The sequence below is a fragment of the Vibrio profundum genome, assembly GCF_050337555.1.
GTDB lineage: Bacteria > Pseudomonadota > Gammaproteobacteria > Enterobacterales > Vibrionaceae > Vibrio > Vibrio profundum.
In genome coordinates this window covers 123,721-147,050 of the sequence record NZ_JAKJTA010000006.1, presented here as the reverse complement: position 1 = coordinate 147,050, position 23,330 = coordinate 123,721, and the positions used below count along the sequence as shown (strand labels likewise).

Here is a 23,330-nt window from a genome sequence, read left to right as displayed (position 1 = left end):
TGATGACTCAGTGGATTGGTGGGCAATGGCAGGAAGGGGCGGGTGAAGTGATTGCCTCTCTCAGCCCTTACGATAATCAACAAATTTGGCACGGTAAGAGTGCAACGCCAGTGCAAGTCGATGCGGCGGTTGAAGCGGCGCGTGCCGCTTTTGTACGCTGGAAGAAAACCAGTTTGGCAGAACGTGAGCAACTGGTGCAGGCTTTTGCTGACAAAGTAAAAGCGAACAGTGAAACGATAGCGGAAATCATTGCTAAAGAGACGGGTAAGCCTATTTGGGAAACTCGCACTGAAGCGGCGGCAATGGCGGGTAAAATCGCGATATCTATTCGTGCTTATCATGACAGAACTGGAGCTGCGACTCGTGAAGTTGCTGGCAATCAAGTAGTGCTGCGCCACCGACCACTAGGTGTGATGGCCGTTTTTGGTCCTTATAACTTCCCCGGACATTTGCCTAATGGGCATATTGTGCCAGCACTCTTAGCTGGTAACACCGTGGTGTTTAAGCCTTCAGAATTGACACCGTGGACGGGCGAATTTGTCATGAAACTATGGCAAGAAGCGGGCTTACCTGCTGGCGTTGTCAACTTAGTACAAGGCGCAAAAGAAACCGGTATCGCGCTAGCCAATGCCAAAGGTATTGATGGCGTACTCTTTACCGGCAGTGCGAATACCGGGCATATATTGCACCGCCAATTCGCAGGCCAGCCAGATAAAATGCTCGCATTGGAAATGGGTGGCAATAACCCAATGGTGATTTCTGAGCAATATGGAGATTTGGATGCCACGGTATACACCATAGTACAATCGGCATTTATTAGTGCTGGTCAGCGCTGTACGTGCGCACGCCGCTTATATGTTCCAGAAGGAAACAAAGGGGACCAGCTACTAAGTAAATTACTCACTGCAGCGAAGGAAATCATTGTTGATCAGCCATTTGCCGAGCCAGCGCCTTTCATGGGACCGCAAATTTCTCAGCAAGCCGCGCAAGTTATTCTCGACGCACAGGCCAATCTTGTGTCACTAGGCGGTAAATCAATTTTGCCTGCCAGAGCAGGTGAGGCCGCCTTTGTTTCGCCGGGTATTATTGATGTCACCGATATCGCTGAGTTGCCTGATGAAGAGTACTTTGGGCCTTTACTACAGGTTGTTCGCTATCGCACCTTAGAACAAGCGGTCACGCTTGCTAATGACACGCGTTTTGGCCTGTCAGCGGGCTTAGTGTCTACCGATGATTCTGAGTGGGATTACTTCGTTGATCATATTCGCGCGGGTATCGTGAATCGTAACCGTCAATTGACAGGCGCGAGTGGTGATGCACCATTTGGTGGTCCTGGGGCATCTGGTAACTTACGACCAAGCGCTTACTATGCGGCGGATTACTGTGCCTATCCAATGGCTTCAATGGAGGGAGCATCAACGATGCTGCCAGACACTTTGAGTCCAGGTATCAAACTTTAGTGTGATGAGAAGAGGAGTCGGTAATGACACCGTCGATATTATTTCAATCTCTCTGGAATGACTATATTGAGCGCCTATGCCCATCGGCTGAGCGTGTTCACAAGCTGCTGCAAGAAGAGACGACCCTGATTAACGACCATATTGCATTGCGCACCTTTAATCTCGCGCCTGTTGGCCTTGAGGTGTTGGCTGCGCCTTTCTTAGCATTGGGCTATCAAGAATGTGGTGATTATGTTTTTGAAAGCAAGCATTTGGTAGCAAAGCATTATGAACACCCTGATGCTAATCAGCCTAAGGTGTTCATCAGTGAATTGTTGGTAGAGAAATTACCGAGCCAAGCGCAAGCTATTGTTGAGCGCTTGGTACAACAAGTCGATTCACAGCGTTTACACTCACATGAGTTTCTATCGGCTGGGCGTTTATGGGACATCAGCTTCGATGACTATCAGTGCCTTGCTAAGAGTAGCGAATACGCCGCTTGGTTGTCGGTTCATGGTTATGGTGCTAATCACTTTACGGTGAGCGTTAACCAGCTCAATCGCTTCGAGCAAGTCAAACAAGTGAACGATTACCTGACACAATCTGGTTTTGCAATTAATCAATCGGGTGGAGAAGTAAAAGGGTCGCCTGAAGTTTTGTTAGAACAATCATCGACGATGGCTGATAAAGTCGTGGTGACATTTAGCGATGGTCAGCATGAAGTGCCGGGTGGGTTCTACGAATTTGCTAAGCGTTACGCTATGGCCAATGGCGAGCTATACCCAGGCTTTGTTGCAGCGTCTGCAGATAAGATCTTTGAAAGCACTAATCTTTGATAATATTGATTTATAAAAAGATGAAGGAAGGGTGAGTGTGAAAACTCGCTCTTTGCTAAAACATAAAGCCACCTCAATGAGGTGGCTTTATTGTCTGCATCTTTAATTGCTAGGTGATTAACGAGTGCCGTATACGACGATCGTTTTACCGTGCGCAGAAATCAGATTCTGCTCTTCTAGCATTTTAAGGATACGACCAACAGTTTCGCGGGAGCAACCAACAATCTGGCCAATTTCTTGGCGAGTGATTTTGATTTGCATGCCATCAGGGTGGGTCATTGCATCCGGTTGTTTCGCCAGATTAAGCAGTGTTTGGGCAATACGGCCCGTCACATCTAGGAAAGCTAAATCGCCAACTTTTTGGCTAGTCACTTTCAATCTGCTCGCAATCTGTGAAGACAGACGCATCAGGATGTCAGGGTTAACTTGGATAAGCTGACGGAATTTCTTAAAAGAAATTTCAGCAACTTCGCATGGAGATTTAGCTCTTACCCAGGCTGTACGTTCTTGATCTTCTTCAAATAGACCAAGTTCGCCGATGAAATCACCTTGGTTGAGGTAAGACAGGATCATCTCCTTGCCTTCTTCGTCTTTTATCAGAACCGCAACAGATCCTTTAACAATGTAATACAACGTTTCCGCCTTCTCGCCCGCATGGATCAACGTGCTCTTTGAAGGGTACTTATGAATATGACAATGTGAAAGAAACCACTCTAATGTTGGGTCGGTTTGAGGTTTACCTAGAACCATAATATCTCACTTCCTCTGCAGGTGATGCTTGCCGTGTTCCATAATTTAGCCAGACCAGAAACCTGGTCTATCAGGACAAAATAGTTTCCTTATGCCGCAAGCTATCTTGTGTTTCCTTTCTGATAGTATCCTTTTTGCCACAGAATTTCTTGATTTAAATGGCTCGGAGGCGCGCATTTTATAGGCAAAAACGTGCCTAAGATCACGCTATGAGAACTCAGTGTCATTCGTGGCTAAATCTTGAGCACTCTAGCCTATTTTACCCGTCTCGATCAACTGTTGCAAAATTGGTCGTACGATCAGCTCCATGGCAAAGCTCATTTTGCCCCCAGGAACGACAAGCGTGTTATGACGCGACATGAATGAGCCATCAATCATAGCGAGCAGGTATGGAAAATCGACGTTTTTCATTCCGCGTAACCGGATGACCACAAAGCTTTCATCGAGGCTGGGGATGCCTTTGGCATTGAGTGGATTGGAAGTATCAACGGTTGGAACACGCTGGAAATTGATATGAGTACGAGAGAATTGTGGGGTGATGTAGTTTAGGTAGTCGTCCATAGAACGCACGATGGAGTCCATCACGGCTTCTCGTGAGTGGCCGCGGTCACGGGTGTCACGGACAAATTTCTGTATCCACTCAAGGTTAACAATGGGCACCATGCCAATTAGTAGATCGACATGTTGGGCGACATTGACGTCACCATCTACGACCCCCCCGTGCAAGCCTTCGTAGAACAATACATCGGTATTGGTGGGTAAGTCTTGCCAAGGAGTAAACGTGCCGGGCATTTGATTGTAGGGTACGGCCTCATCAAAGGTGTGTAAGTAGCGGCGTACTTGGCCGACTCCTTCCTTACCAAAGGTTTTGAAAAATTGCTCCAGCGTGGTGAAATTATTGGCTTGTGGTCCGAAGTAGCTGATGTGCCGCCCTTGTTCGCGGGCTTTACGGATCTCCACGTCCATCTCGGGGCGAGTGAATTGATGGAAACTGTCACCTTCTACCCATGCAGGCTTGATGTTCATCATATTGAACATCTTTCTAAACGCTTCCGATGTGGTGGTCGTTCCAGCTCCTGATGAACCGGTGACGGCGATAATGGGGTGCTTTGCTGACATGACGAGCCCTGTCTATTCGATAATTGCCTTTGGCGAATGACTATAGCAGGAACTGGCTTGGCTATGAAATATTGCCTTGAAATGTATGACGAAGCTGAATGTTTACCGATTCATGCAGCTCTGAATACACGATGACCGCTTCATTATTTTTTAGCTGTATTTTTACTTGGTCGACTTTATTTTGTAGCGAGAATTCTTCTGTTCCGTAGTCGGTGCCTTCACGTAGTACAAACTCATGAATGAGGTTGTCTAGTGTCTCAGTTTCGAGCTGTTGCCAAGGTATGATCATATCAAGCTTTTAAGGGGTAAGTTGAGCGAGGGCAGCAGTATACCTGAGCCGATAGCAAAAAACCTACCCTGCTGAGAGTGTACATATGAGGCTAACTGCTTACTTTGGCATTGCTAAAGATGGGATAGAGGCGCTCTGCACCAAGCTGCCGACAATAGCTCAAGGTTAACGGTGTGGTTGTGGGGCTGATGAGGCCTAAGCTATTCACACAGGCAACCAAGTCGGATTGCTGCTGCTTTTCAAGTTGCAGCTCAAACTGGAGTGACTCTCGGTAGAGAGAGTCAGGGAGATGCTGTTTATATTGTCGCCTTAGCTGACGAAAATTGTGCAGCAGAGCCTCCGTACGCCCTACGCAGGTCTCCACTTGGTGCCAGTCTTGCTCTTGAAATGCTATTTGCTGCTCATCAAGCCACTTGAGCAATAGCAGTAAATTCACATTGCCCCGAAAGTGGTTCTGTAATTCTAAACAAGCGTTTTTAACTTGCCTTATTCCGTAGTATTGCAAGCTAAACTGCCACAACCTTTCTAAGGTTAATGGCATGCTAGCAGACTTCACCGTCATTACGCGTTGAGTTCCTGTTCCATATTTTCGAGTTCTTCTTGCAGCGACATCCATTCTAGCTCGACTTCCTCAAGTTTAGACTTACTACTGGCTTGTGCGCTGAGTACTTGGTTAAGTTTAGTCTTATTTTCTGCTTCATATAAGGAAGCCTCTACTAATTGCTCTTCGGCCTCGCTTAACTGTTGCTGCAGTCTATCCATTTCTTTTTCCAATTTGGTCAGAGTTTTGCGAATTGGTGCAGTAAGCTTACGAAACTCTGCTTCCTTACGCTTTTGCTCTTTTTTGGAGGCGGCGCTGTGGCTGGTATCTTTTTCCAAGCTTGGGGCTTGATTAGCCTTTCGCGTCAGCTTTTGTTGTTCCGTGAGCCATTTATAATAGCCAGTGAGGTCATCGTTAAACGGTGCAACTTGGCGGTTATCAACCAAATATAGCTCGTCTGTGGTCGCACGCAGCAAATAACGGTCGTGGCTGACAATGACCATGGCGCCTTCAAATGACTGCAGAGCTAATGTCAGCGCTTGACGCATATCCAAATCAAGGTGGTTGGTCGGTTCATCGAGCAGCAATAAGTTGGGTTTACCCCAGACAATCAGCGCTAGCACGAGGCGGGCTTTTTCGCCCCCAGAAAATGGAGCTACTTTCTCAAGCGATTTCTCGCCTTGAAAGCCGAAGCTGCCTAAGTAATCACGCAGTTGCTGTTCGGTATGCTTGGGTGCGATTTGCATCATATGTTGCAAAGGCGATTCTTCAGGGTGCAGGGTTTCAAGCTGATGCTGAGCAAAATAACCAATTTTGACCCCTTGTGAGTAAATAAACTCGCCGCTTTGCGGTATCAACTCCCCCGATAATAATTTGATTAACGTCGATTTACCTGCGCCATTTCTGCCGAGCAATCCAATACGGCTGCCGGGGACGAGGTTTAAACGAATTTTCTCTAGAATTAGGTTGTCTTCGTAGCCTGCGGATACGTGATCCATCCTCAATATTGGATTTGGAAGCGCGTCAGGTTGCTTGAATTCAAAGCTAAATGGGTTATCAAACTGAGCGGGAAGAACCTTTTCCATTTTTTCCAGCGCTTTGATACGACTTTGCGCTTGGCGGGCCTTAGAGGCTTTGTAGCGAAATCGGTCGATATAGCTTTGCATGTGCGACATTTGCTTTTGTTGCTTTTGATACGAAGCTTGCTGTAGTAGAAGTTTCTGCGCGCGCTGGCTTTCGAACGACGAATAGTTGCCGGTGTACTCATTGAGTGATTGGTTTTCAACATGGATCACTCGGCTTACGATAGGGTCGAGAAAATCTCGGTCATGGGAAATGAGAATTAAAGTGCCCGGATAAGTCTGCAGCCATTGCTCTAGCCACATGACAGCGTCTAAATCCAAGTGGTTGGTTGGTTCGTCCAGTAATAACAAATCTGAGCGACACAGTAGCGCTTGAGCGAGGTTCAGGCGCATCCGCCAGCCACCAGAAAACTGGGTTAAGTGCCAGCCCATCTGCGTTTGGCTAAATCCTAGCCCGTCTAACAATTCTGCCGCTCTGGATTGAATGGTATAGCCGCCAATCGTTTCAATTTGTCCATGCAGTTCAGCCGCGAGAGTGCCATTGTCATCGGCCTCGGCTTGCAGTAGCGCTTTTTCCAATTGACGGTATTCACGATCGCCATCAATAACATATTCGATTGCGCTGCGCTCAATTGCTGGAGTTTCTTGTGCAACCCAAGCTAGCTGCCAATGACTCGGCTGGCTGAAGTTGCCCGCATCAATACTTAGCTCATCTTTCATGAGTGCAAAGAGAGTCGATTTACCACAGCCGTTTTTACCGACTAGGCCAATCTTATCTCCGGGGTGGATGGTTGCTGAGGCGTGTTCGAGAAGTGGTTTGCCGCCGCGCAGCAATTGAATATCAGAGAAGGTAATCATAAATTTCTAGGGTAATTAGTTAAGCGATCTTCGGGAATAGTAGGGTGAATGAGGATAAATGTCGATCATTATGCAATTTGAGGTATGATTCACAATAGGTAGGAAAAATTCGACAAGGACTGTGGCACGACGAATGGTAAACCCAACGGCAACGACTATCTCCCCTCCGAAGGTACTGGTGATTTATGCTCATCCAGACCCAGATAGCTCGATCGCAAATCAAACGTTAATTAATAATATAAGCGACTTAGAGCATGTGTTAGTGCATGACATCTACGCTCAATACCCTGACTTCTTTATCGATGTGCATCATGAGCAGCAATTATTATTGCAACATGATGTGATTGTTTTTCAGCATCCCCTGTATATGTATTCTTGTCCTTCGCTGCTTAAAGAGTGGTTTGATCGGGTTCTTGCCAAAGGGTTTGCATTTGGCGAGCATTGTGCGCTGCAGGGGAAGAGCTGGAGGAATGTTATCACCACGGGTGGTAAATTTTTGGCCTTTGATGAGAAGGGCTATAATAAATACCCGTTGGAACAAATTCTGCAACCTTTTGAGTTGACCGCCGCGCTATGCAAAATGGAGTGGTTCGAGCCATTGGTTCTGTATTGGTCGCATCACGTGACGGACGTACAGCGCGAGCGGCATGCTCAGCAATATCGAGAGTGGTTGATCTCTCCTTGCTCGTTATCAGGAGGCGATAATGGAGATTGCACATGATGTACTAGAAAGCTGTGCGATTTTTCTTGCGGCAGCGGTGGTCACGGTACCGATCGCGCAGCGGTTAGGCCTGGGCTCCGTATTAGGATATTTGCTAGCAGGGGTGGCTATCGGCCCCTGGGGGCTTGGCCTGATCGATGATGTTGAAGCCATTTTGCATTTTGCAGAATTTGGCGTGGTGTTGCTGCTTTTCTTGATAGGGTTAGAGCTGAATCCTCAGAAGTTATGGCAGTTACGAGGGCCGATTCTTGGCTTTGGTGGGGCTCAGGTCGTGATCACGACCGCGGTATTGGCCAGCATTGCGAATTTGGCGGGCATGTCTTGGCAAGTCAGTTTAGTTATTGGCATGGGGCTAGCACTTTCATCGACTGCCATTGCGTTGAAAGTGATTGAAGAGCAAGAGCTCGAGGGAACGGAGGCTGGCCATTCAGGCTTTTCAGTGCTCTTATTTCAAGATATTGCGGTGATTCCTATGCTGGCTTTGATGCCAGTCCTTGCAGGAAACACGGCCGGAAACTGGTTGGATGCCGCTTGGATCTTAGGTGCGGTTATTGGCCTGTTTATTTTTGGTCACTTTTTACTTCGTCCATTGTTTCGCTATGTGATTATGACTGGCGTACGTGAATTATTTACGGTCACAGCACTGATGTTAGTAGTCGGTATTGCTGTCATCATGAAGCACCTAGGTATTTCGATGGCGCTGGGCACCTTTTTGGCGGGTGTACTGCTGGCCGACAGTGAATATCGGCATGAGCTGGAAATAGCAATCGAGCCGTTTAAAGGCCTGCTGTTGGGACTGTTTTTTATTTCGATTGGCATGGCGGTGAATCTAGGGCTGTTTTTGCTTGCGCCGTTTAAAGTGTTGGCGGCGGTGGTGGGGCTTATCATGGTCAAGGCCATCATCATTTACTTGATTGGCCGTGTTTCAGGAGTGAGAGCCAAAACGCGCAGTCGCGTGGCCGCTATTTTGAGTCAGGGCGGTGAATTTGCGTTCGTTATTTTCACAGCAGCCAATAGTGAAGGCTTGCTGAGTCATTCACAGTCTTCTTTTTTGTTGGTGGTGGTGAGCATGTCTATGGTGACCACGCCGTTACTACTGATGGCGCAAAATCGTTGGTTTGCGAAACGATTAAACCAAGATGATGAGCCCATGAGTGATGAAATCCATAACGATGAACCTAAGGTTATCATCGCGGGCTTTGGTCGGTTTGGCCAAATTGTCGGTCGTTTAATGTCAGCCAACAAAGTGAAAGTTACGGTATTGGAAAGTGATGCCAGTCAAATTCATTTGTTGCGTAAGTTTGGTTACAAAGTTTACTACGGAGATGCGACTCAGGTTGAGCTGCTACGCTCTGCTGGCGCAGAGCAAGCAGAGGCGATTGTGGTCTGTACGGATTCACCCGATGAAATATTGCGAATTGTCGCAATCTGTAAACAACATTTCCCTAGCCTAAAAATATTAGCGCGGGCTCGCAGCCGGGTTGAAGCCTATCAATTGCTTAGTCATGATGTGACCATTTATTCACGCGAAACGTTTTTAGGCGCATTAGATTTAGGGCGACAAGCTTTAATTGAGTTGGGGATGCATCCGTACAAGGCTAAGCGTGCCGAGGCACATTTCCGGAAACTTGATAATTCTATGTTGCATGAGCTGTTGCCACAGCACAGCGGTGACAAGCAGTTGCTGCATCGCTCTAAAGAGGCGAGGCTAGAGCTGGAAGAAATCTTTAATCGAGAAATGGACAACGACCGTCAATCAAGGGACTATTGGGAAAACAACTAGTCACTGTAAAGTGAGTCATTACACAGTGAATAGGGTATCAATAATAAAACAGACGAGTGTAAAGTGAAGATAAAAAAACGCTTTATTGCAGCGGCCAAGTGTGACCATTGCCATGCACAGGATACTCTGCGCTGGTGGATTGAGAATAACATTGAGCATGTTGAATGTGTTGAGTGTGATTTTTTTGAACAACGTAAACCAAGTTCAGTAAAGGAAAATTCGCACTCTGACCAAGATATGATCGGTATTTTTAAGCCGGAATAAATTGAGTTTCTCTAATTGATCCCCATAATATCGGTAATTCTGATTTGCATGGGGACAAGCCCTCATGCCTACACCGCTCTGGAGCAAATATGAAAATTGAAAACAACTCTGTTGTAAGCCTTGCTTACCAACTTACCCTTGAAGACGGTGTCGTTGCCGACAAATCTACGGCTGAAGCGCCATTAGATTACCTACATGGTCACAACAACCTTATTACTGGGTTGGAAAAGCAGCTTGAAGGGCGAGTAGCGGGCGACAAGTTTACAGCGACTATTGCTCCTGAAGAAGCTTACGGCGAGCATAACGAAGGCCTAGTGCAGCGCGTTCCTGCTAACGTATTTCAAGGCGTAGAGCAAATTGAAGTGGGCATGCGCTTTTTAGCGGATACCGACCAAGGTCAAATCCCAGTGGAAGTGACTGAAGTTGACGGTGACGAAGTTGTTGTTGATGGCAACCATATGCTAGCAGGCCAGACACTGCAGTTTGACGTAGAAGTTGTCGCGGTTCGCGCAGCAACTCAAGAAGAAATTGACCACGGCCACATCCATGCGGCTGGTGGTTGTAGCAGCGAAGAAAGTGCAGATGATTGCTGTGGCGACGAGAGCTGCCCATCTCACTAATTTCGTCAGTAGACTAAATTGTGAAAGCGCCGCTTGTTGATGCATGCGGCGCTTTTTTAATATCTGTAATTAACTAATTAACTAATTAACTAATTAACTAATTAACTAATTAACTAATTAACTAATTAACCAGTAAAAAGGGGACTCAGTGGTCACACCATATTCAATTGCTATTCACGGTGGTGCTGGCACTATCGACAAATCTAAAATGTCGCAGGACTTACTTGATGAGGTAAAATCCGCGTTGTCGAAGGCGGTTCACTCCGGTCATCAAATATTGGTAAACGGTGGTGATGCCTTAGATGCGGCGGTGGCGGCAGTGAAGGTATTGGAGGACTGCCCTTATTTTAATGCAGGGAAAGGCTCGGTGTTGAACCATAAAGAAATAGTAGAAATGGACGCTTCTGTGATGCACGGAGAAAGCCTACAAGCGGGGGCGATTGCGGGTGTTCGCCATATAAAAAACCCCATCGTTTTGGCGCAAGATGTCATGACCAAGAGCGATCACGTGCTGCTTATTGGTGAAGGTGCAGAAGAGTTCGCATTTCAACATGGGCACGGTTACACAGAGCAGGATTACTTTGTTACCGAACGCCGCTATGAGCAACTGCAAGCGATGAGAGAGAAAGGTGCATGCGCTTTATCTGAGTCTAAATACCCTGATGACAAGAAGTTTGGTACGGTTGGCGCTGTTGCCCTTGATAAGTGTGGGAACCTAGCAGCGGCCACCAGTACCGGCGGTTTGACCAACAAACGCTATGGCCGAGTGGGGGACACTGCATTGATTGGCGCAGGAACAGTGGCAGAGAATGGCAATGTGGCGGTATCGACAACTGGAATGGGAGAGGTATTCATCCGCAAGCGGGTAGCCAGCGACGTAGCCGCAAGAATGCAGTATTTAAATGAAGATGTCGCAACGGCCTGTGAGAGTGTGATTCAGGGTGAAGTGAAATCCATGGGTGGAGAAGGCGGGTTGATTGCGATTGATGCGCGTGGCAAGGTCCATTTTTCTATGAATAGTTCGGGAATGTATCGTGCGTCGATTGATACTCTGGGAGCGCTAACGGTAAAAGTCTATTCGGACGAATAATACGCATATATTTTCGCGCAAAAAACGGCCGAAAGATAACGCCTATCACTAGACTATTTATAGTCGTTTATCAACGCTTTAACTGGTTATTCGTTAGATATGTCTAAAAAAACGACTGTACAAAATCTCATTCGGTGCTAGAATCCATTTTTAACTAGCAATCAGACTTGGAAAGATGGGAAATAACGTAGTCGTTCTAGGCACCCAATGGGGTGACGAAGGTAAAGGTAAAATTGTTGACCTTTTAACTGAAGATGCAAAATATGTGGTGCGCTATCAAGGCGGTCATAATGCAGGTCACACTCTTGTCATTGACGGTGAAAAAACCGTTCTTCACTTAATTCCATCCGGTATTCTTCGCGATAACGTTAAATGCGTTATTGGTAATGGTGTTGTACTTTCACCAGAAGCTTTACTGAAAGAAATGAAACCTTTAGAAGAGCGCGGCATTCCAGTTCGTGATCGCCTTTTCATTTCTGAGGCTTGTCCCCTAATTCTTCCGTACCACATTGCTATCGACCAAGCGCGTGAAGTCGCTCGCGGTAAGAAAGCTATCGGTACAACGGGTCGTGGTATCGGTCCGGCTTACGAAGATAAAGTTGCACGTCGCGGTCTTCGCGTTGGTGACTTGTTCGACAAAGAAGTATTCGCTGAAAAGCTAAAAGAAGTAATGGAATTCCATAACTTCCAATTAGAGCACTTCTACAAAGTTGACACCGTAAGCTACAAAGAAGTTCTAGAGCAGTGCATGGGCTATGCCGATATGCTAACTGCAATGGTGATGGATGTTACTGACGAACTAGACGCAGCACGTAAGCGCGGCGATAAAGTCATGTTCGAAGGTGCACAAGGTACACTTCTAGATATCGACCACGGTACCTACCCATATGTAACGTCTTCTAACACGACTGCTGGTGGTGTTGCTGCCGGTTCTGGTTTCGGTCCTCGTCATATCGGTTATATTCTAGGTATTACCAAAGCTTACTGTACTCGCGTAGGTTCTGGTCCTTTCCCAACCGAACTATATGATGGTCTAGAAAAACAAGATCCAATTGGCAAACACTTAGGTGATGTTGGTCATGAATTTGGCGCAACCACTGGACGTTTACGTCGCACAGGTTGGTTTGATGCAGTTGCAATGCGTCGCGCTATTCAAATCAACTCTCTGTCTGGTATGTGTCTAACGAAGCTAGACGTTCTAGATGGCCTAGAAGAACTGAAAATCTGTACTGGTTACAAGATGAAAGACGGTTCTATCCTAGAAGTTTCTCCAATGGCTGCAGAGTCTTTTGAAGAAGCAACGCCAATCTACGAAACAATGCCTGGTTGGAGCGAAAACACCTTCGGTGCTAAGTCAATGGATGCATTGCCTCAAGCTGCGTTGAACTACATCAAACGCATTGAAGAGTTAACAGGTGTGCCAGTTGATATCGTATCAACAGGCCCAGATCGTAACGAAACGATCGTTAAAGTTCACCCATTTGAATCTTAATCGTTCAAATTGAGAATTTAGAAAGCCGGCTCATTGAAGCCGGCTTTTTTGTATCCGTTATGATCACAAAATACACATCAGTGGCATGTTTAATTAATGAACGACTAAAGACCTTGGAAGTGAAGCCGATAGATTAGTCAGAGCCGAACTCTTTAGGTAAAGAGACTATACTCAGATTAGAGTGTAGAGGGGCGTGAGTTAATTGAAGAGTGCAAATATGAAGCTACGAAGAGTAGCAGCTTCAATCATGGCCGTATTTTGTTTTTGTTCCTACGCCACAGCAGAAGGAGTCGGAGAGCCGATCCCTATCTACAGTGAAGCTGAATTGATCAAACTGATCAATCAAAATAAACACTTGGAACGTGTCGAAGCCGATCATTGTCAATTAGTTGAGGATATCGTTGCGCGTGCCACCCGGATCAATTTGCCGTCATACGAATTATTGTATGGAGATATGTTGGCTTGGGGAGTCTGTGTGGATCAGGATGTTGAACTGGGGCTGTATTATATCGAAAGCGCCGCTCAGCAAGGGCTTCCGGCCGCACTGGATCAGCTGGGTCGCTTTTATTCCACAGGCACCTTAGTTCAACAAGACAAAGAACGCGCGATTCCGTATTTGCGAGAAGCGGCGGCACTCGGTAACCTCAATGCACGTATTCATTTAGCCGAATTGTTGCTTAGGGATTACGGCAGCCCGTTAGATTATGAGGATGCTTATCGCTGGCTGTACAACTCGGTGACGGCCGATAAACGGACACACCGACGGATCTCTTTACTGCGACAAGGCTTAGAAAACCGCATGCCACAAAACATCATAGCTCGCGCTAAAAGTCGTGATACCTACTGGTAAGTAACCCTTTCACACTTTATGCAAAGCGGAGATTTTGATTTGATTGTAAATCCATTCTTTCAGCACAGATATAGCCGAATCAGAATATATAAATAAGGTGAAATGAAAGGCTTTCCTGTAGCTATGTTAGCGAGTCAGATATACTAAGCTTAATTTAATTATAGCTAGGTCAATAGACCCTAGGTTTGCGCAAATGTCTAACGCTTCCCAAAATGATCCCTTCGCGGATAGAGAATCGAAAAATTATCAAAATCCCATCCCAAGTCGAGAGTTCATTTTGGAATTTTTGGCCAACGCTGGAGCCCCGCTCAATCGTAATGATTTGTTTGAGGCACTAGAACTGAAAGGCGAAGAACAGTATGAAGGTTTACGCCGCCGTTTAAGAGCGATGGAGCGAGATGGCCAATTGGTCTTTACTCGTCGTCAATGTTACGCGCTTCCAGATAAGCTCGAGATGATCAAAGGTCATGTCATTGGTCATAAAGATGGCCACGGTTGGGTGCGCCCAGAAGGCAAAACATCGAAAGACGACGACATACTGTTGCCGCACCACCAGATGCGTACCATCATTCACGGTGATTACGTGTTGGTTCAACCAGCAGGCACTGATAAGCGTGGTAGAAAAGAAGGCCGTTTAGTGCGCATCTTGGAAGCGCGTGAAGGGCAGCTTGTTGGCCGCTTCTTCCTTGAAGGCGGTTATGCGTATGTGGTGTCAGATGACTCACGTATTAGCCAAGATATTTTGATCCCTCAAGAGCATAAATCAACGGCTCGGATGGGAAATGTGGTGGTGATTGAGATTCTAGAGCGCGCCACACGCAATCGCGGCATGACGGCTAAGGTTGTGGAAGTGCTTGGTGAAAATATGGCACCGGGGATGGAAATCGAAATCGCGATTCGCACCCACCAAATCCCCAACGAATGGCCGGAAGAAGTGTTGAAGCAAACCGAGCACTTGACGGAAAGCGTGCCGGAAAAAGCCAAAGTTGGCCGTGTCGATCTACGTGATTTACCTTTGGTCACCATCGATGGCGAAGATGCGCGTGATTTCGATGATGCGGTGTATTGCCAGGCTAAACCAAGTGGCGGTTGGCGTTTATGGGTTGCCATTGCGGACGTCAGTTATTACGTTAGACCCAATACTGCACTAGACAAAGAAGCTATTAATCGTGGTAACTCTGTGTATTTCCCATCGCAGGTTGTCCCTATGTTGCCGGAAGTGCTGTCGAACGGACTGTGCTCATTGAACCCACAAGTGGACCGTTTGTGCATGGTGTGTGAGATGACTATCTCAGCGGCGGGCAAGCTATCTGGCTATAAGCATTACGAAGCGGTGATGAATTCACATGCTCGTTTAACTTATAACAAAGTCGGCGCGATATTGGACGGCGACGAAGAGCTGCGTGAAAGATACCAAGCATTGGTTCCGGATCTTGAGCAGCTGCACAAAATGTACAAGGTATTAAAAGGCTGTCGTGATCAGCGTGGTGCGATTGAATTTGAAACGGTAGAAACTAAGTTCATCTTCAATGCTGAGCGAAAAATTGATCGTATAGAGCCTGTGACTCGTAATGACGCACACAAAATCATTGAAGAATGTATGATTTTGGCGAACATCGCCTCGGCCTCTTTGGTTGAGAAGATGAAAGAACCCGCTCTATACCGAGTGCATGAGTCTCCTGGTGAAATGCGCTTGCAAGGGTTTAAAGACTTTTTGAGTGAACTTGGCCTCGCTTTAGAGGGCGGCTTGACGCCATCGCCAACCGATTATACTCACTTGATGCAGAAAATTGGTGAGCGACCAGACAAAGAACTGATCCAAACCATGTTGCTACGTTCGCTTAAGCAAGCGGTGTATAACGCTGACAATGCGGGTCACTTTGGTTTGGCGCTGAAGCGATATGCGCACTTTACTTCGCCTATTCGCCGTTATCCAGATTTGCTGTTGCATCGAGCGATTAAGTATTTAATTGCTAAGCAAGAAGGGCGCAACTTAGACCGTTGGACTCCAACAGGTGGTTACCACTACTCGTTTGACGATATGGATGTGTACGGTGAACAGTGCTCTACCACAGAGCGACGTGCAGATGATGCGACCCGTGAAGTGTCGGATTGGCTCAAGTGCGAATATATGCGTGACCACGTTGGCGCGGAACTCGACGGTGTTATTGCGAATGTGACTGGTTTTGGTTTCTTCGTTCGTTTGAGTGAATTACATATCGATGGTCTAGTGCATATTTCATCTCTGGCGAATGACTACTATCAGTTTGATCCTGTCGGTCAGCGTTTACTGGGAGAAAGTTCTGGGCAAGCTTATCGCTTAGGCGATTCAGTGAAAGTAAAAGTGGTGGCCGTTAACCTCGATGAACGCCAGATAGATTTTCAGATTGTCGGCACGGAGCGAGCGCCCCGCGGCAAAGGAAAAACGGCGAAGAAAAGGGCGTCGGAAGTTCGAAGCAAAGCGAAAATGAGAGCAGAATCGGTGCGCCAGCGTTCCCGAGGAAAAGCAAAACCTCTTATCGAACCGACCAAGAAAGTGAATGGCGGTGAGAACGCTTCAGAAGTAACTGAGGCTAAGCCTGCCCGCAGTAAAACCAATGCGGAAAAAGCACGTAAGAAAAAGTCACGTCATAAAGCCAATAAAGGCCGAAGTCAGAAAAAGTAATTGGAAAGAATCATGAGTAACGAATTTGTTTACGGCATTCATGCTGTGAAGTCTTTATTGGCGAGAGAGCCAGAACGTTTTATCGAGGCCTATATTTTGAAAGGCCGTGAAGATGACCGTTTGATGCCGATCATTAATGAACTGCAGAAGCTGGGCGTAACGGTTCAGCCTATGGGGCGTAAAGCTCTAGATGACAAAGCCGATGGCGCTAGCCATCAGGGCGTGATCGCGAAAGTGAAGCCTGCAAAGCAGCTAAACGAACACGATTTAGATAATATCTTAGCTAAACATGACGCACCGCTGCTTCTAGTATTAGACGGAGTGACAGACCCACATAACTTGGGTGCTTGTCTGAGAAATGCCGATGCGGCGGGTGTTGCTGCGATTATCGTACCGAAAGACAAATCCGCACCGCTGAATGCAACGGTTAGTAAAGTAGCGTGCGGTGCGGCGGAAGTGGTGCCTTTGGTCAGAGTGACGAACTTGGCCCGTACCATGCGAGCTTTACAAGAGCAAGGTGTGTGGTTTGTCGGTACAGCAGGAGAAGCGACACACGATATCTATCAGTCGAAACTGACTGGCCCATTGGCCATCGTAATGGGGGCTGAAGGGGATGGAATGCGTCGTCTAACCCGAGAAACGTGTGACGATTTAATCAAAATCCCGATGGCAGGCAGTGTGTCTAGCTTGAATGTTTCAGTGGCATCAGGTATTTGTTTGTTTGAAGCAGTTCGACAAAGGCAGCACGCCTAAGGCGAATGGCTTTTTTATACTGGCTAGGAGCTTGGTTGAATTAGGTTCGTATGTTTTTCAATCAAGCTCTTGCATGTGCGTTGGTAGTGTGTATAATACCGCGCACTGGCCTAGCCAGTTTGTGAACCAATGAGCGGCGAGGAGCAAGTTTATCTACTTGATTTTCTTGGTAATGTAGACTCAGCTTATGTTCGCGGTTAATACAATCATTCATCCTCTGGCTGAATGATCGAAAATTAGCTGACAATGTACCCAATTAGGGTGCTACGGTTTCACATAAATCAATCGGCATTCACTCGTCTTTACGAGTTTGAGTGGCGATATTGTTTGTGTAATTTAATTTAATTGGAGCTCTGTCTCATGCAGAACCAACGTATTCGTATCCGCCTAAAAGCTTTCGATTATAAACTAATCGATGCTTCTACAGCGGAGATCGTTGAAACAGCTAAGCGCACAGGCGCACAGGTTCGTGGTCCAATCCCACTGCCAACACGTAAAGAGCGTTTCACTGTTCTTACCTCTCCACACGTTAACAAAGATGCTCGTGATCAGTACGAAATCCGTACTCACAAACGTCTAATCGACATCGTTGAGCCAACAGATAAAACTGTTGACGCACTGATGCGTCTAGACCTAGCTGCCGGCGTTGACGTACAAATTAGCCTAGGTTAAGGGAGATTAGAATAATGATTGGTCTAGTCGGACGTAAAGTGGGTATGACCCGCGTATTTACCGAAGAAGGCGTTTCTATCCCAGTAACAGTTGTTGAGGTTGAAGCGAACCGTGTAACTCAAGTTAAATCACTTGAGACTGACGGTTATGCAGCAATCCAAATCACTGCTGGTGAGAAGAAAGCAAGCCGTGTTTCTAAGCCAGAAGCTGGCCACTTTGCGAAAGCAGGTGTAGAAGCAGGTCGCGGTCTTTGGGAATTTCGTTTAGAAAACGGCGAAGAGTTTGCAGTAGGTTCAGAGCTAACTGTTGAACTATTCAACGAAACTAAGAAAGTAGACGTTACTGGTACATCGAAAGGTAAAGGATTCCAAGGTGCTATTAAGCGCTGGAACTTCAGTACTCAAGATATGACTCACGGTAACTCATTGTCTCACCGTGCACCGGGTTCAATTGGCCAATGTCAAACTCCAGGTCGCGTGTTTAAAGGCAAGAAAATGGCAGGTCACATGGGTGCTGAGCGTGTAACGACTCAAAACCTAGAGATCGTACGAGTTGACGCTGAACGCAACTTGCTCCTTATTAAAGGTGCAGTTCCAGGCTCAACTGGCGGCAACGTGATCGTTAAACCAGCTGTTAAAGCATAACGTCTCAGGAGTATGTAATGGAACTAATGGTTAAAGGTGCTGATGCACTAACTGTTTCCGAAACTACTTTCGGACGTGAGTTTAACGAAGCTCTTGTACATCAAGTAGTTGTTGCTTATGCAGCAGGTGCTCGTCAAGGTACTCGTGCTCAAAAGACACGTTCAGAAGTTTCTGGCGGTGGCGCTAAGCCATGGCGCCAAAAAGGTACTGGCCGCGCGCGTGCTGGTACTATTCGTAGCCCAATCTGGCGTACAGGTGGTGTTACTTTTGCTGCGAAACCACAAGATCACAGCCAAAAAGTAAACAAAAAAATGTACCGCGGTGCTATGAAAAGCATTTTTTCTGAGCTAGTTCGTCAAGAGCGTTTAATCGTTGTTGATAACTTCTCAGTAGAAGCACCAAAAACTAAAGAACTTATCGCTAAGCTTGAAGAATTTCAGCTTAACGACGTACTAATCGTTACTGGCGAAGTAGATGAGAATCTATTCCTAGCTGCTCGTAACTTGTACAAAGTCGACGTACGTGACGTTGCTGGTATTGACCCAGTAAGTCTAATCGCGTTTGACAAAGTTCTTATGACTGCAGATGCAGTTAAGCAAGTAGAGGAGATGCTGGCATGCTAAATGAAGAGCGTCTACTAAAAGTTCTACGTGCTCCACTGATCTCTGAGAAAGCAACAATGGCTGCTGAAAAAGCAAACACTGTAGTTTTTAAAGTTGCAATCGATGCAACTAAAAAAGAGATCAAAGCAGCTGTAGAAAAGCTATTTGAAGTTGAAGTTAAGTCTGTAAATACTCTTATCACTAAGGGTAAGACCAAGCGTCAAGGTATGCGTCAAGGCCGTCGTTCAGACGTTAAGAAAGCCTACGTTATCTTGAAAGAAGGTCAAGATCTTGACTTCGTTGGCGGTGCTGAGTAACAGGAGTAGTTAGAAATGGCTATTGTTAAATGTAAGCCGACTTCCCCTGGTCGTCGTCACGTTGTTAAAGTTGTTAACGCTGACCTACACAAGGGTAAGCCATACGCTCCACTTTTAGAGAAAAACTCTAAGAATGGTGGTCGTAACAACAACGGTCGTATCACAGTACGTCATATCGGCGGTGGTCATAAGCACCACTACCGTGTAATTGACTTCAAACGTACTAAAGACGGGATTCCAGCGAAAGTTGAGCGTCTAGAATACGATCCAAACCGTAGTGCTAACATCGCTCTAGTTCTGTACGCAGACGGCGAGCGTCGTTACATTATTGCACCTAAGGGTGTTAAAGCTGGTGATCAGCTTCAATCTGGTCCAGATGCGCCAATCAAAGCAGGTAACACTCTGCCGATGCGCAACGTTCCAGTTGGTTCTACTGTTCACTGTGTTGAGCTTAAGCCTGGTAAAGGCGCTCAGCTAGCTCGTTCAGCGGGTGCATACGCTCAAATCGTCGCTCGCGACGGTGCATATGTAACTATCCGCTTACGTTCAGGTGAGATGCGTAAAGTACTTTCTGAAGGCCGTGCAACAATCGGTGAAGTTGGTAACGCAGAACACATGCTACGTGAACTTGGTAAAGCTGGTGCTAACCGTTGGCGCGGTGTTCGTCCTACCGTTCGTGGTGTAGTGATGAACCCAGTAGACCACCCACACGGTGGTGGTGAAGGCCGCACTTCTGGTGGTCGTCACCCAGTATCACCTTGGGGTATGCCAACTAAAGGCTTTAAGACTCGTAAGAACAAACGCACTGACAAGTACATCGTACGTCGTCGTAATAAATAATCTATAAAGAGGAATCGCCATGCCACGTTCTCTCAAGAAAGGTCCTTTTATTGACCTACACTTGCTGAAGAAGGTAGAGAAAGCGGTGGAAAGCGGAGACAAAAAGCCTATTAAGACTTGGTCCCGTCGCTCAATGATCATTCCTACAATGATCGGTTTGACCATCGCTGTCCATAATGGTCGTCAGCACGTACCAGTTTTCGTTACCGAAGAAATGATCGGTCACAAACTGGGTGAATTTGCACCAACTCGTACTTATCGCGGCCATGCTGCTGATAAGAAAGCGAAGAAGCGTTAAGGAGTAGATGATGGAAGCATTAGCTAAACATAACCATGCTCGTATTTCGCCTCAGAAAGCTCGCTTAGTTGCAGACCAAATTCGCGGTAAATCTGTTGATCAAGCTCTAGAAATTCTAACTTTCAGCAACAAAAAAGCTGCTGAACTAGTTAAGAAAATTCTTGAGTCAGCAATCGCGAACGCGGAGCACAACGAAGGTGCAGATATCGACGATCTTAATGTCGCTAAAATCTTCGTAGATGAAGGCCCTATCATGAAGCGTATTATGCCTCGTGCTAAAGGTCGTGCGGATCGTATCTTGAAGCGTTCAAGCCACATCACTGTTGTTGTAGCAGATCGTTAAAGACTAGGAGAGTAAGCAATGGGTCAGAAAGTACATCCAAATGGTATTCGTCTTGGCATCGTTAAGCCTTGGAATGCTACATGGTTTGCTAACACCAACGAATTCGCTGACAACCTAGACGGCGACTTCAAGGTACGTCAGTTCCTAACTAAGGAACTAACGAAAGCATCTCTTTCACGTATCGTTATCGAGCGTCCTGCTAAGAGCATCCGTGTGACTATTCACACTGCTCGCCCAGGCGTTGTTATCGGTAAGAAAGGTGAAGACGTAGAAAAACTACGCACAGCTGTAGCTAAAATCGCAGGTGTACCAGCGCAAATTAACATCGCTGAAGTACGTAAACCTGAGCTTGATGCCAAGCTTGTCGGTGATAGCATCGCGTCTCAACTAGAGCGTCGCGTTATGTTCCGTCGTGCTATGAAGCGCGCAGTACAGAATGCTATGCGTCTAGGCGCTAAAGGTATCAAAGTGCAAGTAGGTGGTCGTTTAGGCGGCGCTGAAATCGCACGTTCTGAGTGGTATCGTGAAGGCCGTGTGCCTCTACACACTCTACGTGCTGACATTGATTACGCAACTTCTTCGGCTCACACTCAATACGGTGTGATCGGCATTAAAGTTTGGATCTTCAAAGGTGAGATTCTAGACGGAATGCCAGCTGCTAACGCAGTAGAGCCAAAAGGCGATAAGCCTAAGAAGCAGCGTAAAGGCCGTAAGTAAGGAGTCGACAGATGCTACAACCTAAACGTACTAAGTTCCGTAAGGTTCAGACTGGTCGTAACCGTGGTCTAGCTAAAGGTACTGATGTAAGCTTCGGCGAATTCGGTCTTAAAGCTGTTGGCCGTGGTCGTCTAACTGCTCGTCAAATCGAAGCGGCACGTCGTGCTATGACACGTCACGTTAAGCGTCAAGGTCAAATCTGGATCCGTGTGTTCCCAGATAAGCCAATCACTGAAAAACCGCTTGAAGTTCGTCAGGGTAAGGGTAAAGGTAACGTTGAGTACTGGGTAGCCCAAATCCAACCTGGAAAGGTTATGTACGAAATGAACGGTGTACCTGAAGAATTGGCACGTGAAGCGTTCCGTCTTGCGGCGCGCAAACTGCCTTTCAAAACTACATTTGTAACTAAGCAGGTAATGTGATGAAAGCACAAGATCTACGCGAAAAAAGCGTTGAAGAGCTTAACTCTGAGTTGCTAGAGTTGCTGCGTGAACAGTTCAACTTGCGTATGCAAGCTGCAACTGGTCAACTACAGCAATCTCACACTTTGAGAGCTGTACGCCGTGACATCGCACGTGTGAAAACTGTTTTGACTGAGAAGGCAGGCGCATAATGAGCGAACAAAAACGTACTCAACAAGGTCGTGTTGTAAGCGACAAGATGGACAAGTCTATCGTTGTTGCTATCGAACGCATGGTGAAACACCCATTTTACGGTAAATTCGTAAAGCGTACGACCAAAGTACACGCACATGACGAGAACAACGAATGTGGCCTAGGCGACAAAGTTGAAATCGCAGAGTGTCGTCCTTTGTCTAAGACTAAGTCTTGGGCATTGGTTAAAGTTTTAGTAAAAGCGAAAGCATAATTTCGGTTTACTTTAACTTATAAATAAACGGCTCTAATTATTTTTTGGAGCCGTTTGTTTTTTGTCTACCCAATCCTAGGAAAGGGTGGTACAATTCGCGTCCCTTTAAAGAGGCAGCCCGACCCGAGAGGGTCTAGTTTTTAATATTTAGCGGAGCACTAACATGATCCAGATGCAAAGTACACTCGACGCTGCGGATAATTCCGGCGCTCGTAGAGTAATGTGTATTAAGGTTCTGGGTGGCTCTCACCGCCGTTATGCACATATCGGAGACATCATTAAAGTTACTGTTAAGGAAGCAATTCCTCGCGGTAAAGTTAAGAAAGGTGATGTTCTTAAGGCGGTTGTAGTGCGCACCCGTAAAGGCGTACGTCGTCCAGACGGTTCAGTCATTCGCTTCGACCGTAATGCTTGCGTATTGTTGAACGACAATACTGAGCAACCAGTCGGTACACGTATCTTTGGTCCAGTGACACGTGAACTTCGCAATGCGAAATTCATGAAGATTGTTTCACTGGCTCCAGAAGTTCTGTAAGAGGCACAAGAAATGGCAGCTAAGATCCGTCGTAATGACGAAGTTATCGTTCTTGCCGGTAAAGATAAAGGCAAGAAAGGTAAAGTAACTAAGGTTCTCGCAACCGGTAAAGTTATTGTTGAAGGTATTAACCTTGTTAAGAAACACCAGAAGCCGGTTCCGGCTTTGAACCAACAAGGTGGTATTGTTGAGCTAGAAGCAGCGATTGATGCTTCTAACGTAGCACTTTTCAACGCAGCTACTGGTAAAGCAGACCGTATCGGTTTCCGTATTGAAGACGGCAAGAAAGTTCGTTTCTTCAAGTCTAACGGTGAAACCGTTTCTAACTAATAGAAGCAATTTG

Annotated in this window: 29 protein-coding genes; 24 read left to right on the top strand and 5 right to left on the bottom strand. The window is 46.5% G+C overall.

Annotated features, from left to right (window positions below; all coding sequences use genetic code 11):
* Nucleotides 1-2: 2 nt before the first annotated feature.
* Nucleotides 3-1,460 (top strand): succinylglutamate-semialdehyde dehydrogenase, encoded by a 1,458-nt coding sequence (gene astD, locus L4C34_RS06690; protein WP_428788568.1) that lies wholly within the window; start codon nucleotides 3-5, stop codon nucleotides 1,458-1,460.
* A 23-nt stretch (nucleotides 1,461-1,483) separates the two neighbouring features.
* The gene (locus L4C34_RS06685) at nucleotides 1,484-2,275 is read left to right on the top strand and encodes a DUF1338 domain-containing protein (RefSeq protein ID WP_428788567.1); all 792 of its coding nucleotides are present in this window, start codon (nucleotides 1,484-1,486) and stop codon (nucleotides 2,273-2,275) included.
* 117 nt (nucleotides 2,276-2,392) lie between these two features.
* Here L4C34_RS06685 and crp read toward each other — a convergent pair whose 3' ends face one another.
* From crp to L4C34_RS06660, 5 genes are all read right to left on the bottom strand, one after another.
* Nucleotides 2,393-3,025, bottom strand: coding sequence for a cAMP-activated global transcriptional regulator CRP (gene crp, locus L4C34_RS06680; RefSeq protein ID WP_237363177.1), 633 nt, complete (start codon nucleotides 3,023-3,025; stop codon nucleotides 2,393-2,395).
* Between the two features lie 249 nt (nucleotides 3,026-3,274).
* Nucleotides 3,275-4,144, bottom strand: coding sequence for a phosphoribulokinase (locus L4C34_RS06675; RefSeq protein ID WP_428788566.1), 870 nt, complete (start codon nucleotides 4,142-4,144; stop codon nucleotides 3,275-3,277).
* A 61-nt stretch (nucleotides 4,145-4,205) separates the two neighbouring features.
* Nucleotides 4,206-4,433: a YheU family protein gene (locus L4C34_RS06670; RefSeq protein WP_428788565.1), complete on the bottom strand. Its 228-nt coding sequence runs from the start codon at nucleotides 4,431-4,433 to the stop codon at nucleotides 4,206-4,208.
* A gap of 91 nt (nucleotides 4,434-4,524) precedes the next feature.
* A complete protein-coding gene (locus L4C34_RS06665) occupies nucleotides 4,525-4,995 on the bottom strand; it encodes a TIGR02444 family protein (RefSeq protein WP_428788564.1) in 471 nt (156 codons plus the stop codon).
* On the bottom strand, nucleotides 4,995-6,914 hold the full coding sequence (locus L4C34_RS06660) for an ABC transporter ATP-binding protein (protein ID WP_428788563.1): 1,920 nt from the start codon (nucleotides 6,912-6,914) through the stop codon (nucleotides 4,995-4,997). Before L4C34_RS06660 ends, L4C34_RS06665 begins: the two co-directional genes overlap by 1 nt.
* 133 nt (nucleotides 6,915-7,047) lie before the next feature.
* Here L4C34_RS06660 and kefG point away from each other — a divergent pair, with 133 nt between their 5' ends.
* The 22 genes from kefG to rplX all read left to right on the top strand — a co-directional run bounded on the left by kefG (nucleotide 7,048) and on the right by rplX (nucleotide 23,317).
* Nucleotides 7,048-7,635 carry a glutathione-regulated potassium-efflux system ancillary protein KefG gene (gene kefG / locus L4C34_RS06655; protein ID WP_428788562.1) on the top strand — a complete coding sequence of 196 codons (588 nt, stop codon included), beginning with the start codon at nucleotides 7,048-7,050 and terminating at the stop codon, nucleotides 7,633-7,635.
* On the top strand, nucleotides 7,619-9,418 hold the full coding sequence (kefB, locus tag L4C34_RS06650) for a glutathione-regulated potassium-efflux system protein KefB (RefSeq protein ID WP_428788561.1): 1,800 nt from the start codon (nucleotides 7,619-7,621) through the stop codon (nucleotides 9,416-9,418). The genes kefG and kefB overlap by 17 nt, the downstream gene beginning before the upstream one ends.
* Before the next feature lie 63 nt (nucleotides 9,419-9,481).
* Nucleotides 9,482-9,682, top strand: a complete 201-nt coding sequence (locus tag L4C34_RS06645) for a YheV family putative zinc ribbon protein (protein WP_428788560.1) — start codon at nucleotides 9,482-9,484, stop codon at nucleotides 9,680-9,682.
* An 89-nt stretch (nucleotides 9,683-9,771) separates the two neighbouring features.
* Nucleotides 9,772-10,302 (top strand): peptidylprolyl isomerase, encoded by a 531-nt coding sequence (gene slyD / locus L4C34_RS06640; RefSeq protein WP_428788559.1) that lies wholly within the window; start codon nucleotides 9,772-9,774, stop codon nucleotides 10,300-10,302.
* A gap of 148 nt (nucleotides 10,303-10,450) precedes the next feature.
* Nucleotides 10,451-11,392 (top strand): isoaspartyl peptidase/L-asparaginase family protein, encoded by a 942-nt coding sequence (locus L4C34_RS06635; protein WP_428788558.1) that lies wholly within the window; start codon nucleotides 10,451-10,453, stop codon nucleotides 11,390-11,392.
* Between the two features lie 175 nt (nucleotides 11,393-11,567).
* Nucleotides 11,568-12,884, top strand: coding sequence for an adenylosuccinate synthase (locus tag L4C34_RS06630; RefSeq protein ID WP_428788557.1), 1,317 nt, complete (start codon nucleotides 11,568-11,570; stop codon nucleotides 12,882-12,884).
* Between the two features lie 217 nt (nucleotides 12,885-13,101).
* On the top strand, nucleotides 13,102-13,734 hold the full coding sequence (gene motX / locus L4C34_RS06625; protein ID WP_428788556.1) for a flagellar protein MotX: 633 nt from the start codon (nucleotides 13,102-13,104) through the stop codon (nucleotides 13,732-13,734).
* Nucleotides 13,735-13,927: 193 nt separating this feature from the next.
* Nucleotides 13,928-16,399, top strand: a complete 2,472-nt coding sequence (gene rnr / locus L4C34_RS06620) for a ribonuclease R (RefSeq protein WP_428788555.1) — start codon at nucleotides 13,928-13,930, stop codon at nucleotides 16,397-16,399.
* Nucleotides 16,400-16,411: 12 nt separating this feature from the next.
* Nucleotides 16,412-17,152 (top strand): 23S rRNA (guanosine(2251)-2'-O)-methyltransferase RlmB, encoded by a 741-nt coding sequence (rlmB, locus tag L4C34_RS06615; protein ID WP_428788554.1) that lies wholly within the window; start codon nucleotides 16,412-16,414, stop codon nucleotides 17,150-17,152.
* Between the two features lie 360 nt (nucleotides 17,153-17,512).
* Nucleotides 17,513-17,824, top strand: a complete 312-nt coding sequence (gene rpsJ / locus L4C34_RS06610; RefSeq protein ID WP_004736761.1) for a 30S ribosomal protein S10 — start codon at nucleotides 17,513-17,515, stop codon at nucleotides 17,822-17,824.
* A 14-nt stretch (nucleotides 17,825-17,838) separates the two neighbouring features.
* Entirely contained in the window at nucleotides 17,839-18,468 is a 630-nt protein-coding gene (gene rplC / locus L4C34_RS06605; protein WP_428788553.1) for a 50S ribosomal protein L3, read from the top strand.
* A gap of 17 nt (nucleotides 18,469-18,485) precedes the next feature.
* Complete coding sequence (gene rplD, locus L4C34_RS06600; RefSeq protein ID WP_428788552.1) at nucleotides 18,486-19,091, top strand: 50S ribosomal protein L4; 606 nt, start codon at nucleotides 18,486-18,488, stop codon at nucleotides 19,089-19,091.
* The gene (gene rplW, locus L4C34_RS06595; protein WP_428788551.1) at nucleotides 19,085-19,387 is read left to right on the top strand and encodes a 50S ribosomal protein L23; all 303 of its coding nucleotides are present in this window, start codon (nucleotides 19,085-19,087) and stop codon (nucleotides 19,385-19,387) included. Before rplD ends, rplW begins: the two co-directional genes overlap by 7 nt.
* 15 nt (nucleotides 19,388-19,402) lie before the next feature.
* Complete coding sequence (rplB, locus tag L4C34_RS06590; protein ID WP_428788550.1) at nucleotides 19,403-20,227, top strand: 50S ribosomal protein L2; 825 nt, start codon at nucleotides 19,403-19,405, stop codon at nucleotides 20,225-20,227.
* 19 nt (nucleotides 20,228-20,246) lie between these two features.
* Nucleotides 20,247-20,525 (top strand): 30S ribosomal protein S19, encoded by a 279-nt coding sequence (gene rpsS, locus L4C34_RS06585; protein ID WP_005435078.1) that lies wholly within the window; start codon nucleotides 20,247-20,249, stop codon nucleotides 20,523-20,525.
* A 10-nt stretch (nucleotides 20,526-20,535) separates the two neighbouring features.
* A complete protein-coding gene (gene rplV, locus L4C34_RS06580; protein ID WP_428788713.1) occupies nucleotides 20,536-20,868 on the top strand; it encodes a 50S ribosomal protein L22 in 333 nt (110 codons plus the stop codon).
* Nucleotides 20,869-20,886: 18 nt separating this feature from the next.
* Nucleotides 20,887-21,585 (top strand): 30S ribosomal protein S3, encoded by a 699-nt coding sequence (gene rpsC / locus L4C34_RS06575; protein WP_428788549.1) that lies wholly within the window; start codon nucleotides 20,887-20,889, stop codon nucleotides 21,583-21,585.
* 11 nt (nucleotides 21,586-21,596) lie between these two features.
* The gene (rplP, locus tag L4C34_RS06570; RefSeq protein WP_428788548.1) at nucleotides 21,597-22,007 is read left to right on the top strand and encodes a 50S ribosomal protein L16; all 411 of its coding nucleotides are present in this window, start codon (nucleotides 21,597-21,599) and stop codon (nucleotides 22,005-22,007) included.
* Nucleotides 22,007-22,198: a 50S ribosomal protein L29 gene (gene rpmC / locus L4C34_RS06565; protein WP_428788547.1), complete on the top strand. Its 192-nt coding sequence runs from the start codon at nucleotides 22,007-22,009 to the stop codon at nucleotides 22,196-22,198. Before rplP ends, rpmC begins: the two co-directional genes overlap by 1 nt.
* A complete protein-coding gene (rpsQ, locus tag L4C34_RS06560) occupies nucleotides 22,198-22,452 on the top strand; it encodes a 30S ribosomal protein S17 (RefSeq protein ID WP_428788546.1) in 255 nt (84 codons plus the stop codon). Before rpmC ends, rpsQ begins: the two co-directional genes overlap by 1 nt.
* Before the next feature lie 163 nt (nucleotides 22,453-22,615).
* A complete protein-coding gene (rplN, locus tag L4C34_RS06555) occupies nucleotides 22,616-22,987 on the top strand; it encodes a 50S ribosomal protein L14 (RefSeq protein ID WP_017026385.1) in 372 nt (123 codons plus the stop codon).
* A gap of 12 nt (nucleotides 22,988-22,999) precedes the next feature.
* The gene (gene rplX / locus L4C34_RS06550) at nucleotides 23,000-23,317 is read left to right on the top strand and encodes a 50S ribosomal protein L24 (RefSeq protein WP_428788545.1); all 318 of its coding nucleotides are present in this window, start codon (nucleotides 23,000-23,002) and stop codon (nucleotides 23,315-23,317) included.
* Nucleotides 23,318-23,330: the final 13 nt, after the last annotated feature.

Bases quoted from the DNA above. Each gene is read 5' to 3' on its own strand.
- rplN (WP_017026385.1), top strand. From the start codon at position 22,616: ATGATCCAGATGCAAAGTACACTCGACGCTGCGGATAATTCCGGCGCT.
- L4C34_RS06665 (WP_428788564.1), bottom strand. From the start codon at position 4,995: ATGACGGTGAAGTCTGCTAGCATGCCATTAACCTTAGAAAGGTTGTGG.
- L4C34_RS06660 (WP_428788563.1), bottom strand. From the start codon at position 6,914: ATGATTACCTTCTCTGATATTCAATTGCTGCGCGGCGGCAAACCACTT.
- L4C34_RS06630 (WP_428788557.1), top strand. From the start codon at position 11,568: ATGGGAAATAACGTAGTCGTTCTAGGCACCCAATGGGGTGACGAAGGT.
- rpsJ (WP_004736761.1), top strand. From the start codon at position 17,513: ATGCAGAACCAACGTATTCGTATCCGCCTAAAAGCTTTCGATTATAAA.
- L4C34_RS06670 (WP_428788565.1), bottom strand. From the start codon at position 4,433: ATGATCATACCTTGGCAACAGCTCGAAACTGAGACACTAGACAACCTC.
- L4C34_RS06685 (WP_428788567.1), top strand. From the start codon at position 1,484: ATGACACCGTCGATATTATTTCAATCTCTCTGGAATGACTATATTGAG.
- rpsS (WP_005435078.1), top strand. From the start codon at position 20,247: ATGCCACGTTCTCTCAAGAAAGGTCCTTTTATTGACCTACACTTGCTG.
- kefG (WP_428788562.1), top strand. From the start codon at position 7,048: ATGGTAAACCCAACGGCAACGACTATCTCCCCTCCGAAGGTACTGGTG.
- rplD (WP_428788552.1), top strand. From the start codon at position 18,486: ATGGAACTAATGGTTAAAGGTGCTGATGCACTAACTGTTTCCGAAACT.
- rpmC (WP_428788547.1), top strand. From the start codon at position 22,007: ATGAAAGCACAAGATCTACGCGAAAAAAGCGTTGAAGAGCTTAACTCT.
- astD (WP_428788568.1), top strand. From the start codon at position 3: ATGACTCAGTGGATTGGTGGGCAATGGCAGGAAGGGGCGGGTGAAGTG.
- rplP (WP_428788548.1), top strand. From the start codon at position 21,597: ATGCTACAACCTAAACGTACTAAGTTCCGTAAGGTTCAGACTGGTCGT.
- rplC (WP_428788553.1), top strand. From the start codon at position 17,839: ATGATTGGTCTAGTCGGACGTAAAGTGGGTATGACCCGCGTATTTACC.
- slyD (WP_428788559.1), top strand. From the start codon at position 9,772: ATGAAAATTGAAAACAACTCTGTTGTAAGCCTTGCTTACCAACTTACC.
- rnr (WP_428788555.1), top strand. From the start codon at position 13,928: ATGTCTAACGCTTCCCAAAATGATCCCTTCGCGGATAGAGAATCGAAA.
- rplB (WP_428788550.1), top strand. From the start codon at position 19,403: ATGGCTATTGTTAAATGTAAGCCGACTTCCCCTGGTCGTCGTCACGTT.
- rlmB (WP_428788554.1), top strand. From the start codon at position 16,412: ATGAGTAACGAATTTGTTTACGGCATTCATGCTGTGAAGTCTTTATTG.
- rpsQ (WP_428788546.1), top strand. From the start codon at position 22,198: ATGAGCGAACAAAAACGTACTCAACAAGGTCGTGTTGTAAGCGACAAG.
- rplV (WP_428788713.1), top strand. From the start codon at position 20,536: ATGGAAGCATTAGCTAAACATAACCATGCTCGTATTTCGCCTCAGAAA.
- rplX (WP_428788545.1), top strand. From the start codon at position 23,000: ATGGCAGCTAAGATCCGTCGTAATGACGAAGTTATCGTTCTTGCCGGT.
- kefB (WP_428788561.1), top strand. From the start codon at position 7,619: ATGGAGATTGCACATGATGTACTAGAAAGCTGTGCGATTTTTCTTGCG.
- crp (WP_237363177.1), bottom strand. From the start codon at position 3,025: ATGGTTCTAGGTAAACCTCAAACCGACCCAACATTAGAGTGGTTTCTT.
- motX (WP_428788556.1), top strand. From the start codon at position 13,102: ATGAAGCTACGAAGAGTAGCAGCTTCAATCATGGCCGTATTTTGTTTT.
- L4C34_RS06675 (WP_428788566.1), bottom strand. From the start codon at position 4,144: ATGTCAGCAAAGCACCCCATTATCGCCGTCACCGGTTCATCAGGAGCT.
- rplW (WP_428788551.1), top strand. From the start codon at position 19,085: ATGCTAAATGAAGAGCGTCTACTAAAAGTTCTACGTGCTCCACTGATC.
- rpsC (WP_428788549.1), top strand. From the start codon at position 20,887: ATGGGTCAGAAAGTACATCCAAATGGTATTCGTCTTGGCATCGTTAAG.